Genomic DNA, 12,895 nt, shown 5'->3' on the forward strand with positions numbered 1-12,895 from the left:
CTTGCCGCCGGCGTCTGCCTGCGTGTGGCAGGTTCCGTATTGCTGGGCTTTATGGTACTCGCTATCGTCTATGCGCGTGTGCCGGCGGGCGGGATGGTCGTGATGTACGGCTGCTCGCCGTCCTCGCGGTGGAAGGATATGTCAGGTCGCGGCTTGCGGCTCATCGTGCGGTAATCCCAGTATCCCGCCGCTGGCGGTTGCTCGCCGCGGATTTCAGCCATGATTTCCTCCATCCGGGCGCGTACGCGGTCGGCGAGGGCTTGGGCGAGTTCTGCGGGAGGTTCGTCGCCCCACGAATCCTGTGTGGCGAGCAGGTCGGCATAGTCAAGCCGGTCGTCATAGCACATGACGACGTTCTTGCGCGGCCACGGCCACCATTGGTTGATGCTTGCCGCCCCCCACGTGACCGAACAGTACAGCGGAATCTGGTAGCCGAGCCGGCGTGAGGCTTCGAGCGCGATATAGCCGACGCCGGATTTCATGCTCATCGGCCATTTCTGCGGGTCGCGGGTGAGGGTGCCTTCCGGCCAGATGGTCAGCGGTCGGCCGGAGGTGAGGATGTTGATGGATTCTGTTTCGATGGCTTTCGCTTGGCCTGAACGTCGGGGAACCGGTTGCATGCCAACGGTCTGGAACCATTTGCCGATGACCGGCCAATGCGCCATCTCCGCTTTGGCCATGAACCGCGGGCGGCGGCCCATGTGGAACAGGCTCATCATCGGGACGAAGACGTCGTACATGGTCACATGCGTGGCGGCGGTGATGAACGGGCCGGTTTCCGGAACGTGCTCCAGACCCCACGCGTACACTTTGCTGCGCTGGCTGAGGACCACGGAGACGCCTTTGAGCAGGCGTGCGGTGGCTTTCGGATTCTGCGCGTTGATTTCCGCCTCATTCGGGATGCGCGGGCCTGTCGGGTATTCCTTGGTCGGGTTGACCAGATGATGGCGCTGCGCGAGTTTCGCGACCTGTTCGTCGCTCAGCGGCTTGACCGCGCTGCGCGGCGATGGTTTGCCTTTCGAAGTCATATCTCCATTGTGCCGCAACCGCCGGCCAAGGCGATGGGCGGGACGACGGAATCTGCACGCGCACAGAGATCTGCACGCGCGGATTCCAAGCGTGGGATTGTCTCGCTCTGACCGCAGCGGGCGGTACGGTGGCGGTATGAGTGATATGAGCGATACCAAACCAGTGGATTCTCTGCCTGCAAACAACGGCGATGACATGCCAGGCAATCATGCGTCTGCGGGCGGCAAGCTCGTGTTTATTGACATCGACGGCACACTCGCCGACGATCACCATCATGTCCCGCAATCGGCCATCGACGCATGTCGGCAGGCGCAACGCAACGGGCATCTGCTGTTCATTTGCACTGGCAGGTCGCTCATGAAAATCGAGCAAGGCATCCTCGACCTCGGTTTCGACGGCGTGGTCTCGGTGGCCGGGGCGCGGTCGGACATCAACGGCCGCACCCTGTTCGAGCATCTGATCAGCCCCGAGGCCATCGATGCGGCGACCGCGTACTTCCTCGCGCACGACATCCGCAACTACCAGTGGCAGGGGCCGGACGGCATGTACGTGTCACGCGGGTACATGCAGTATCTGCAAGCCAAAGGTTCCGCATGGAAGGATCCGCAATTCGCGTCCCGCTGGCATGTCATCGAGGATCTCGATACGCACGGGCAGAGCCTCGGTGCTTCCATCAGGGCGAGTAAAGGCTCGTATTTCGCCGATCGCGGCAATCCGACACCGTTCGAGGACACGTGCAAAGCGCTCAGCCCGTGGTTCACCACCGTGTCGGGCACGTACGGCAAAATCTCCGACAATCATGGCGAACTGCTGATTCCCGGCGTCGATAAGGGTACTGCTGTGGCACAGGTCGCGCGCACGCTCGGCTACAGTATCAGCGACACCATCGCGCTCGGCGACGGCGGCAACGATATGGCGATGATTCTCGCGGCCGGCACCAGCGTCGCGATGGGCAACGGGATTGAGGAGATCAAACAGGCGGCGGACATGGTCACCGACAGCGTGGAGGATGATGGTTTCGCGCACGCGTTCAGCCGGCTTGGTTTGATCTGATTGCCCTGCCGCCACCGAAAGGGACGTTCCTGCGGGAGAACTCGGCGAATCATGCGTTTCGCGGCTAAACTCCCGCACGGGACGTGGGAGTTTGGCGCAATCCGGTGCTCTGGCAGATAATCTCCCAACAGGAACGTTGGAATTCCGCGGTTCTGAAAAACGGTCCAAAAGCCGATTTTGGGAGAACAGCACCGTATTCGCATATCTGCCGTAAACTCCCGCAAGAATCCGGGAGTTTACCCCGTTCTCGACCGATTCGCGCGAGATCTCCCGGGAGCGAATCGCAATACGCGCAGAATGGCCTACCCGGAATATCACCTGCCTTTCAGCGTATTTCCGCGGCAATCCATCCGTGAGAACGGTATGCCGTTCAAATCAGACGGAAAAGTCTGACAAGCGTCGAAGCCACACAACAGGCGGATGCTCGTATCGACAAACGCTTCACCAGTTCCGATGGGCTAACGAAAAATCTGGCCGATCCTTGAATCATTATTCTGAACCAATCAGTGCAAAAAAGATTTCAATATACTGCCAGAAGATAGCCACTTCGTCATCAGTTCTGGTCGTAGACGAAGGCGAACATACCGCTGTCATTGACGATGAGCGGGCCGGTCAATGTCGCCGGCAGCGAACCGCCAACCACGCCGTACATCCAGCCTTTCACGTCATCGCTCAATGCGCTGGTCGCGTATCCGGCCGGGTATACGGTGAATGTGCCGCATGGGGTCAGCCCGTAAATGCCGTCGACGGTCTCTATGCGGACACCGTCCTTGATGGTCACGTCGCCGATGGTGCCGTCTTGATGGAACGCTTTGGTATCGCAAGTGATGCTGAATGAGCCGTCATTGTTCCGCTTGGTGTATGTGAATTTGCCTGTGCCGGATGCGATTGCCCTGGATCCATTCGGGTATCCGTCGCCGGTTACCCCAAGGTCGGAATCGTGATAATCTGCGGAAAATGAGCCATCTGCGTTAACCGTCATAATGGTTGACCATGCTCCGGCGCCAGCGGAGAATATATACTTCCCCTTCACTTGCCGCCAGAACCCTTGCTCTTGGGCGGCCGCTTCGGAGACTTTGCCGTTGGCGTCGCAGTCAGGCAGGCTCTGCCAGTCGGGCTGGCCGGATTCGACGAGATAGTAGGCGTTTGCGTCGGTCGGTGCCGGCTTGAACTTCACGGATGCGGAGAATTCACCTACCCCAGGGACGAAGGGATCCTGTACAAGCGTCTGTCCGGACGGCACCGGTGCCTTGCTGTAGGGGACGCTTGTGGTGTCGTATTGTGAGGCGTCACGGGCGAGGATGAACGGACGGGACATGTCCGGTTTCGAGCCCTTCTTGGCTGCGGCGAGCGCACTGTCATCGAAATACCCGCTCTTCTCGATGGCATCCAGATTGGCTCTGGAAGCGAAGAACACGTAGAAGTCATGCATGTCGAAGGTCGCTCCGGACATGTCTCGGGAGTCTTGCACGACCTGTTTACTGGCATTGCAGCCTTCATCGAAGTAGAACGACGTGGCGGTGCCGCAGCTTGGTGAGCCGCCGAGCTCACCGAAATCGAAAGCGCCCCACTTCTTGGCGATCAGGCGTTTCGCCATGCCGCCCTCCCCTGCCGGCATCTGTGAACCGCCGTACGAGCAGGTGCCGATGTCTCCGGCATTGCCGTCCGCGAAGGGGAAACACATGGCGAGCAGATGATCAGTATGCCCTTCGCTGCTGGTACCGATGTCTTTCGCCGTGACGCGGTACACCGAGCCGTTGTCGTCCTGCGCGAGCGTGATGCAATCCTTCGTAGCGTCGTTCACGGTGCTCTTGCAATACGTGCCGATCACCGCATCATTGAGTTCTGAAGCATAGAAATACGGCAGATTGCTCTGTCCTACGGTCGCATCCTGCACCTTGTCGGCACCGACGCCGTAGTAGAGCGTCACGTTTTCGCCCGAGGACAGCACGGTACCGGGCGCCGGAATCGAAGTAACCAGTTTGCCGACGTTCTTCTTGGATGAGAAATGCGGTTTGACGGTAACTCTCACGCCCGCTTTGGCGAGCGTATCTTTGACACTGTTGATATCCGTGCCGACGGCGTCATAGGGGACAGCCGGGGTCTTACCGTCGGTTTTTTCGGCGATGCCGATGTAGATGCCGGTTGTGGCATCAGTGACTGCTTGACCGGCCAGCGGGTAGGTCGCGACAACCGTTCCGCCGGCGAGCTTCGAGGAGGAACCCACTGCGATCTGCTTGGTGTGGACCGGCACGCCCATGGTCTTGAGCGTGGTCAACGCCGTGCTGGCTTTCGCATGTTCGATGTTGGCCGGGACGCCTGGGCCCGCGGATTCACGCACGGTGATTTGAGTTGTCGTGCTGACACGCTGGCCCGCTTTCGCATTGCCATACCCAAGGAACGCACCCTTGGCAGCACCGGAGAATTCCGGCTTTTTGATTGCGGTGATGCCGCTGGCTCTGAGTTTCACGACCACCGAATCCGCAGTGACCGCGGCTTTTGCGTTTCCTGACTGTTTGCTGGTTTTCGGGGTTTCCGCGGCGATATCGGGCAGCGTTTTACCACCCCAAAGTTCGGCGTGGTAGGTCAGACCCGCTGTGATACCGGCCACAACGACAAGAGCTGTCGCGACAATCGCCGCGATGACGGCTTTGGAACGGTGTACGGCCGCGGTGTTGGGCGTGTCTGGCGTGGGCACGGCCGGCGAGGCGGACGCTGGCGCCGGAATCGTAGTGGTCGGCGTAGTGCCAGCGCCGGGCGTCGATGATGTCGATGCCGCTGATTCAGGGCGTGGCGGCAATACGGGAGCAGGCATCGGGGTTGTTGCACGATCCGTCGGCTTGGCGGAATTGCCCTGCACTTCGGCAGACTGATGCAAGGGACTGCCGCATGCCCCGCAGAATTGTGCGTCATCGGCGTTCTTCTGTCCGCAGTGTCCACAGAACATGGCGAATCCCTTCATTCCTGTTGCCTTGAATCCTGACGAGCATCAACGCTCGCCCTTCTTGGCACTACACTTCTCTGTTCAGCGCCATCATAGCATCGCGGCATGCATTGGCCGGGAATCATCCGTGTCCTGCGACGCGCTGATCACACCGCTCTGCGATACCACCCCACTGCCACCCTGAGACCGGCCCAATCTTGTTGCTATGCGACTATTCGATGACACCGCGTCCAGATATCGTCCAGTCATCATGTGGGATCAGCTCATGCTCACCGCCGTGCGACCATCCAGTCACACCCCTCCCCGATAAACAGCCGTACACCTCCGCAACCGCTGCTATCACGTCGTTGTGTGACTGATCGGTCACACAAGCTCCCAGATATTCACTCGCACGCCCCGCAAACACACAATGCCGCCCTCCACAATCGGAGGACGGCACCATCAGATGCGTCAGCTCGTTTGAACTGGCGATAGGGCGTCAGTCGATATCAGCCCCGAGCGCGAGCAGCTTGCCACGGAAGTCCGCGTACCCGCGGTCAATCAGCGAAATCCCATGCACGTCGGACGGGCCGGACGCCGCGAGCGCTGCAATCAGATGGCTGAACCCGCCGCGCAAATCCGGAACGTCGATATCGCGTCCGGTCAGCGGGGTCGGTCCGAAAATCACCGCGGAATGCTTGTAGTTGCGCTGCTGGAAACGGCAGGGCAGAGAGCCGAGGCATTCGCGGTACAACTGGATGGTCGCGCCCATCTGGACCAGCGGTTTGGTGAAGCCGAAACGGTTCTCATACACGGTTTCATGCACGATTGACAGGCCTTTCGCCTGGGTCAGCGCCACCACGAGCGGCTGCTGCCAGTCGGTCATGAAGCCGGGGTGTACGTCGGTTTCAATAGCCACCGGGTGCAGGTCCCCGCCCGGATGCCAGAAGCGGATGCCTTCGTCAGTAATGTCGAATTTGCCGCCGACCTTGCGGAACACGTTGAGGAAGGTCATCATGTCAGCCTGCGTGGCGCCTTTAATGAACACGTCGCCATGAGTGGCGAGCGCCGCGGAAGCCCATGATGCGGCTTCAATACGGTCGGTGAGCGCGGTGTGGGTGAAGCCTTGGAGCTTTTCCACGCCTTCGATGCGGAAGGTGCGGTCCACGTCCACGGAGATGATGGCGCCCATCTTCTGCAGGACAGCGACCAGGTCCATGATTTCCGGTTCGATGGCGGCGCCGGACAGTTCTGTCTTGCCTTCCGCAAGCACTGCGGCAAGCAGGGTCTGCTCGGTGGCGCCCACTGACGGGTACGGCAGGTGGATTTTCGCGCCGTGCAGTCCGTTCGGAGCGGTGATATGGATGCCGTCCTTGTGTTCTTTGTCAACGTCGGCACCGAGCTTACGCAGAGTGTCGAGGTGGAAGTTGATGGGGCGTCCGCCGATATTGCATCCGCCGAGCGCCGGAATGAACGCCTCGCCGAGGCGATGCACGAGCGGGCCGGAGAACAGGATCGGAATGCGTGAAGAGCCGGACAGGGTGTCCACATCGGCCACGTCAGCGAGTTTGACGTGAGTGGCGTCGATGGTGACGATGCCGTTCTTGCCGTCCACGTCCACGTCCACGCCATGCAGGCGCAGCAGGTCGGATACGACGTGCACGTCGCGGATTTCCGGCACGTTCTTCAGCACGGATTTCCCCGGCGCGAGCAACGCGGCAACCATGGCTTTGCTTACGAAATTCTTGGCTCCACGAACCTTGATTGTGCCGTGGAGCGGCTTGCCGCCCTCAACATGGAGCACATCGTCTTTCTCTTCGACCACGTCGACCTCTTTCGATTTCCTTGCCCGGATACGCTTGCCATCATGACAGGCGGCCGGCGCTGACACGCTACTGATTCGGTATCACTATGGTGCCACAACGCCTGTGCATAAGCGGTGAACATGCTACCAGCCGAATCGTACGTTTGGCGCGGCGCGGCTGCAATCGCCACACAACGGCGACAACATCGGCCGCGATGCCGCCATCGGCATAGAATATTGCCTGATATGCCGCCGCCGAACGACGTTGCGGCAATGGGAGAACGAGCATGTGGAGGAGCATCACATGAAGGATTCCAACGGCGCGAGCGTGCGCCGACATACAAGCATTACGCGCGGCGTCTTTTCCCGGGAGCGTTCCGCAATCAGACTGACTGCTGCGATTCTTGCCGGCATGATGCTGTTGCCGTTGTCCGCTTGCGGCGGGTCCGATACGGACGTTTCGGCGCTATCCAGCGAATCCGCGTCGACGAGCGCGACACCGTCCGAATCCGCTTCGCCGAGTGAAACCCCGCAATCCAGCGCAAGCCCCTCGGATGACGCTTCCGCCCAGTCCGATGGCAATGCAGGGTCTTCCAACGCGTCCGGGGCAGCTGTTGATATGCTGGCGACCTTGCCGGTCAAGGGTCGTGCTCCCAAGACCGGGTATGCGCGCACGCAGTTCGGTGCAGCTTGGTCGGATGTCGACCATAACGGTTGCGATACGCGCAACGACATCCTCAAGCGTGATATGACGAACGTGACGTTCAAACCCGGTACGCATGACTGTGTGGTCAAAACCGGCACGCTCAACGACCCGTACACCGGCAAGACCATCAATTTCGTGCGCGGACAGCATACGTCGACCGCCGTGCAAATCGACCATGTCGTCGCTTTGTCGGATGCGTGGCAGAAGGGGGCGCAGCAGTTGAGTGCCGATCAGCGCCTGCAGCTGGCGAACGATCCGTATAATCTGCTCGCGGTAGACGGTCCGGCGAACCAACAGAAATCCGATTCCGATGCGGCATCATGGCTGCCGTCGAACAAGTCGTTCCGCTGCCAGTATGTTGCACGACAGATCGGTGTGAAACACAAGTACGCACTGTGGGTGACGCAAGCGGAGAAGGATGCGATGACCAGCGTGCTGTCCGGATGCCCGGGGCAGACCGTGCCCGATGGTGGTGGCGTGGTCGCCTCCGCACAAGCGGACAGCCAGCCTGCGCAGACCCCTGAGCCAGCCCAGACCACGCAAGCGGCGCCAGCGCCAGCACAGACACAGGCCGCACCGGCTCCCGCACCAGCACAACAGTCCGGTGGAGATGTTTACTACCAGAACTGCTCTGCCGTCCGCGCGGCGGGCAAAGCCCCGCTATATCAAGGGCAACCAGGATATTCGAGGAAACTCGACCGTGACGGCGACGGCGTGGCCTGTGAGTGATCACTGTCCGGAATCGGCCGTGTGGTCGGTTCCGGACAGCGTGTTGAAGCCGTCCGCGCGAATCGTCTCACCATCGCCGCAGACCGCCGCGGGACTTTCAATCAATCCATATACTGGGAGCAAACACGGGAGCCGCAAAAGGCAGCATGACGGGAGTCCGCAAGCATGACCAACCAGCAATTCGAGCCGTTCTATGATGTCAATCGCACGTATGACGACAATTATCGGCAGGGGCCGTTCGGCCTGTTCGCACAGGCGCTGACAGGAGGGACCACGACGGAAACCGACGCTACGTCGGCTTGCGCTGCCACGCCTGCCAGCGTGCTTGGCTTCCCGGTGAACCTGCCGTTTGGCATTCCCGCCGGCCCGCTGCTCAACTCGCGGTTCACGACCGCCGCTTTCCGCATGGGATTCGATTTGGCCGTGTACAAGACCGTGCGGTCACGCGCTTGGGGCTGCAACCCGTTCCCGAACGTGCTTGCCGTTCATCCCAAGGCGGCGGACGGGTCACTTACTCCCGGCAGCGCCGAGCTTGACGAGGGCGTTCTGGCTGATACCCGCTACAATCTGCCGATTTCCATCTCGAATTCCTTCGGCGTGCCGTCACGCGACCCTGACGTATGGCAGCCGGATATGCGTGACGCCATCGCCGCCGCCGGCCCCGGGCAGCTGCTGGTGCCGAGTTTCCAAGGTTCACGCGTCGCCGGCATGAGCACCGACGAATACATTGCCGACCATGTGGCCTGTGCGCGACTCGTATGCGAAACCGGCGCACAACTCATGGAAATGAACACGAGTTGCCCGAACGAGGGCCATAATCGGCTGCTATGCCATGATCCGCATCTGGTTGGCCGCATCACCGAAGCGGTGAAGAACGAGATCGGCGACCGGCCGCTTATCGTCAAACTCGCCTATTTCCCCTCGGATATCGAGCTGGAAACCATGGTGCGTGAGACCGTCGGACACGGCACGGCACAAGGTTTCTCCACTATCAACACGATTTCCGCGAAACTCGTGGACGCTTCCGGCAACCAGGCGCTTCCCGGCGAGGGACGTGACCGTAGCGGCGTGTGCGGGAACGCGATCCGTGGGGCTGGACTGGACATGGTCCGCCGCCTGTCGGCGATTCGTGAGCGTCTTGGTCTTGATTTCGCGATTGTCGGGGTCGGCGGGGTTATCGAACCGGAGCATTATCTCGCGTATCGCGAGGCAGGTGCAGACGCGGTGATGAGCGCGACGGGCGCCATGTGGGATGCGACACTCGCACAGCGCATTAAAGCCGCCATCGGCGCGTGAATCAGGTGCCAAGACTGCGGCAGACCGTACGGACATGCCTGTCACGTCAGTCTTCTGCTTGTGCCGACGCTGAGCGCTTGGTCAGCGTCGGCACAAGCAGAACGTAGACGGCATATACCCGGTTAGTCCCGCGAAACCACGGATATCAGTATCCGGAACGACGCTGGTCCCAGAAGGTCTGTACGTCGCGCTTGTCGGCGATAGTGAAGTCGATGATCTGCTCGAGCACTTCCCACGTGTCGCTGCGGCCGTAGGGAATCTGGAAGGTTTTCTTGCCACGCTTGAGATGCTGCTGCTCGATGAGCGGCACAGCGTGTTCGAATGCCCGCGGTTCGGAGCCGACGGTCACATGGTTGGTCAGCGCGGTGAACCCGATGATGAAGGTGCCGTGATCGGTGAACATCGGCTGGTTCCATTTGATTTCGCACACCAGCTGCGGCCATGTGGCGTGTACCCAGTTGAGCAACTCGTTGAACTCATCACGATGGTCAGAGTTGGCGATTGAGTCAAGATATTCCTCGACGTCCGCGTATTTCGCCATATGCTGCTCCAATCCGGTCAGTGGCGCGTTCCGGTTCCGTCCCGGCGACGCTGCTCTTGCAAGCGTACCGTATCGGGCGCGCTGAATCATCAGCGGCGGCATCGCCTTTCCCGCTCCGTTCCCCCTGGTACGCCACCCGGCTGACGGCGAACGCTCGTTGTTCCCGCTTCTCACGGGTCCTGTATCGCCACGCTTGCAGGTCATGGATGGTACCAAGCCATATGGCACATCATGAAGCAACCAGAACGCTGATTCGCGGATCCCGCGGCTTGTCAGGAACAGGAACCCGCAGATGCGACCGTATCTGTCGGTTCCTGCAGCCGGCCGAATACACCAGCCTGCAACTGCGAGCCCCCCCCCCCGCACACGCATCAACAACGCAAAGGCCGCGGAACCCATGTGAATCCCGCGGCCAACAGTGTATGCCTGGCTACTCCCGGCTGGCGATCGGTCCCGCCCAAGGCTGCGTCTCCTCGGGCTCACGCGCCGACTGGATCGGCACATCAGGCCAGTGCTTGGCCGGAATCGTCTTCGGTTTGAACGGGAACTTCTCGGCGCGCATCTTCTCGTAGGCAGCGATGTCATCCTCGTGCTGGAGCGTCAGATCGATGTCGTCATAGCCGTTCATCAGACGCCAACGCACATAGTCGCCCACTTCGAACGGCAGAGTCACGTCACCGCACGTCACGGTGCGTGCCCCCAAGTCGACGGTCATCTCACGGCCGGGCTCCTCTTCGAGCAGCTTCCACAGTAGCTCGACGCTTTCCTGCGGCATGATTGCCGCGAGCACACCGTTCTTTGCGGTGTTGCCGTAGAAGATATCGGCGAAACGGGAGGAAATGACCACACGGAAACCGTAATCGCGCAACGCCCACACCGCGTGTTCACGCGACGAGCCGATACCGAAATCCGGTCCCGCGACCAGAATCTTGCCCTGCTTGTATTCGGGGCGATTAAGCACGAACTCGGGATCACGACGCCACGCGTAGAACAGCGCGTCCTCGAACCCGGTTTTCTTGACCCGCTTGAGGAACACGGCGGGGATGATCTGGTCGGTATCCACATTCGAGCGGCGGAGCGGAACGCCGGTTCCGGTCACCACAGTCAGCTTTTCCATAACGATTCCTTTCATCGGCCGGCGGATTGTGCGTCGGCCTTCAGACCGGTCGCCTGTGTTGTCGGCGGCCGGATTGCACATTCAGTACGTCTTGGTTGTTGTGTCGTTTCCGACCGAATCACAGGTCTTCCGGGCTAGAAATCGTGCCGCGGATTGCCGTGGCGGCGGCAACGGCCGGCGATGCCAGATGCGTACGCGAACCCTTGCCCTGGCGTCCCTCGAAGTTACGGTTCGAGGTGGAAATCGAGCGCTCGCCCGGCACCATCTTGTCTGGGTTCATGCCCAGGCACATCGAGCAGCCGGCGTTGCGCCATTCCGCACCGAAATCCTTGAAGATCTTGTCAAGCCCTTCACGTTCGGCTTCAAGACGCACACGGGAGGATGCAGGCACCACGAGCACGCGATGGATGGAATCGGCCTTGTGATGGCCTTTCATGATTTTCGCCGCGGTACGCAGGTCGTCAATACGGCCGTTCGTGCACGAACCGATGAATACCGTATCCACCGGGATGCTCTTCATCGGTTGGCCGGGCTTCAAACCCATGTATTCGATCGCGGACTGGGCAGCCGCACGCTGCTCGGCGTCGGCAATATCCTCCGGCACCGGGACGTTGCCGTCAATCGGCACGCCCTGGCCGGGGTTGGTGCCCCACGTGACGAACGGCGTCAAATCGGCGGCGTTGAGCGTCACTTCCTTATCGAACACGGCGTCATCATCGGTTTTCAGCGTCTTCCAATAGGCGACCGCCTTGTCCCACATCTCGCCTTCAGGCGCGTGCGGACGGCCCTTCAAGTATTCGAAGGTCGTCTCGTCTGGGGCGATCATGCCGGCACGGGCGCCCGCCTCGATGGACATGTTGCAGATGGTCATGCGCTCGTCCATGCTCAGCTTGCGGATCGCCTCGCCACGATATTCGATGACATGGCCCTGGCCGCCGCCGGTGCCGATCTTCGCGATGATGGCAAGGATGATGTCCTTGGCGCTCGCACTCTTCGGCAGCTCGCCCTCGATGTTCACGGCCATGGTCTTGAACGGCTTGAGCGACAGGGTCTGCGTGGCCATCACGTGTTCGACCTCGGAGGTGCCGATGCCGAAGGCGAGTGCGCCGAACGCACCGTGCGTGGAGGTGTGGGAGTCGCCGCACACGATGGTCATACCCGGCTGGGTGAGGCCAAGGATCGGGGCGAACGCGTGCACGATGCCTTGGTCGGCGTCGCCGAGCGGGTGCAGCCTCACGCCGAATTCCTTGCAGTTCTTCTCCAGCGTGCTCAGCTGCAGCGCGGAGGTCTTGTCAGGGTTCGGACGGTCGATGTCGACGGTCGGCGTGTTGTGGTCTTCCGTCGCGATCAGCAGATCGGTGTGACGCGGCTTACGGCCTGCCAGACGGAGTCCTTCGAATGCCTGCGGGCTGGTGACCTCATGCATCAGCATCAGGTCGATGTAGATCAGATCCGGCGCGCCGTTTTCGCCTTGCCGTACGAGATGGTCTGCCCATACCTTTTCTGCCAGTGTGGTTCCCATGCTGTCTCCTTTGGCGGAATTTCAACGTTTTCGCCCTAAAATTACTTCAGCCATGCGTTTCCACATGGCCCTCTGTACTCCACTATGTCGGTTTTCGGTGTGCGCCTGCTTTTGCGTTTCGATATGTGAGATGGCATAATCCGGAATATGACTTCTTCCACATTGCGCGTTCCCG

Annotated in this window: 9 protein-coding genes; 3 read left to right on the plus strand and 6 right to left on the minus strand. The window is 60.6% G+C overall.

Annotation, left to right across the window (positions count from 1 at the left end; all coding sequences use genetic code 11):
• Positions 1-68 precede the first annotated feature (68 nt).
• Complete coding sequence (locus BBOU_RS04360) at positions 69-1,028, minus strand: lysophospholipid acyltransferase family protein (protein ID WP_026503371.1); 960 nt, start codon at positions 1,026-1,028, stop codon at positions 69-71.
• Positions 1,029-1,224: 196 nt separating this feature from the next.
• On the opposite strand from BBOU_RS04360, the gene BBOU_RS04365 reads away from it, so the two are divergent.
• Positions 1,225-2,082, plus strand: a complete 858-nt coding sequence (locus BBOU_RS04365; RefSeq protein WP_026503370.1) for a Cof-type HAD-IIB family hydrolase — start codon at positions 1,225-1,227, stop codon at positions 2,080-2,082.
• Positions 2,083-2,635: 553 nt separating this feature from the next.
• Here BBOU_RS04365 and BBOU_RS04370 read toward each other — a convergent pair.
• The gene (locus BBOU_RS04370; protein WP_026503369.1) at positions 2,636-5,044 is read right to left on the minus strand and encodes a PASTA domain-containing protein; all 2,409 of its coding nucleotides are present in this window, start codon (positions 5,042-5,044) and stop codon (positions 2,636-2,638) included.
• 460 nt (positions 5,045-5,504) lie between these two features.
• Complete coding sequence (murA, locus tag BBOU_RS04375) at positions 5,505-6,830, minus strand: UDP-N-acetylglucosamine 1-carboxyvinyltransferase (protein ID WP_026503368.1); 1,326 nt, start codon at positions 6,828-6,830, stop codon at positions 5,505-5,507.
• Between the two features lie 283 nt (positions 6,831-7,113).
• Between murA and BBOU_RS04380 the strand changes: the two genes are divergently transcribed.
• Entirely contained in the window at positions 7,114-8,244 is a 1,131-nt protein-coding gene (locus BBOU_RS04380; RefSeq protein WP_026503367.1) for a GmrSD restriction endonuclease domain-containing protein, read from the plus strand.
• 165 nt (positions 8,245-8,409) lie between these two features.
• On the plus strand, positions 8,410-9,540 hold the full coding sequence (locus BBOU_RS04385) for a beta/alpha barrel domain-containing protein (protein WP_026503366.1): 1,131 nt from the start codon (positions 8,410-8,412) through the stop codon (positions 9,538-9,540).
• Positions 9,541-9,685: 145 nt separating this feature from the next.
• Here BBOU_RS04385 and BBOU_RS09285 read toward each other — a convergent pair whose 3' ends face one another.
• The 3 genes from BBOU_RS09285 to leuC form a co-directional block, all read right to left on the minus strand.
• On the minus strand, positions 9,686-10,081 hold the full coding sequence (locus BBOU_RS09285; RefSeq protein WP_026503365.1) for an iron chaperone: 396 nt from the start codon (positions 10,079-10,081) through the stop codon (positions 9,686-9,688).
• Positions 10,082-10,511: 430 nt separating this feature from the next.
• Positions 10,512-11,198: a 3-isopropylmalate dehydratase small subunit gene (leuD, locus tag BBOU_RS04395; RefSeq protein WP_026503515.1), complete on the minus strand. Its 687-nt coding sequence runs from the start codon at positions 11,196-11,198 to the stop codon at positions 10,512-10,514.
• Positions 11,199-11,316: 118 nt separating this feature from the next.
• Positions 11,317-12,720, minus strand: a complete 1,404-nt coding sequence (gene leuC, locus BBOU_RS04400; protein ID WP_026503514.1) for a 3-isopropylmalate dehydratase large subunit — start codon at positions 12,718-12,720, stop codon at positions 11,317-11,319.
• Positions 12,721-12,895 lie beyond the last annotated feature (175 nt).

This window comes from Bifidobacterium boum, from assembly GCF_000741535.1.
Taxonomy (GTDB): Bacteria; Actinomycetota; Actinomycetes; order Actinomycetales; family Bifidobacteriaceae; genus Bifidobacterium; species Bifidobacterium boum.

Excerpts from the sequence above, each read along its gene's own strand:
- BBOU_RS09285 (WP_026503365.1), bottom strand. The coding sequence starts at position 10,081 with ATGGCGAAATACGCGGACGTCGAGGAATATCTTGACTCAATCGCCAAC.
- BBOU_RS04365 (WP_026503370.1), top strand. The coding sequence starts at position 1,225 with ATGCCAGGCAATCATGCGTCTGCGGGCGGCAAGCTCGTGTTTATTGAC.
- BBOU_RS04370 (WP_026503369.1), bottom strand. The coding sequence starts at position 5,044 with ATGAAGGGATTCGCCATGTTCTGTGGACACTGCGGACAGAAGAACGCC.
- BBOU_RS04385 (WP_026503366.1), top strand. The coding sequence starts at position 8,410 with ATGACCAACCAGCAATTCGAGCCGTTCTATGATGTCAATCGCACGTAT.
- BBOU_RS04380 (WP_026503367.1), top strand. The coding sequence starts at position 7,114 with ATGAAGGATTCCAACGGCGCGAGCGTGCGCCGACATACAAGCATTACG.
- leuC (WP_026503514.1), bottom strand. The coding sequence starts at position 12,720 with ATGGGAACCACACTGGCAGAAAAGGTATGGGCAGACCATCTCGTACGG.
- leuD (WP_026503515.1), bottom strand. The coding sequence starts at position 11,198 with ATGGAAAAGCTGACTGTGGTGACCGGAACCGGCGTTCCGCTCCGCCGC.
- BBOU_RS04360 (WP_026503371.1), bottom strand. The coding sequence starts at position 1,028 with ATGACTTCGAAAGGCAAACCATCGCCGCGCAGCGCGGTCAAGCCGCTG.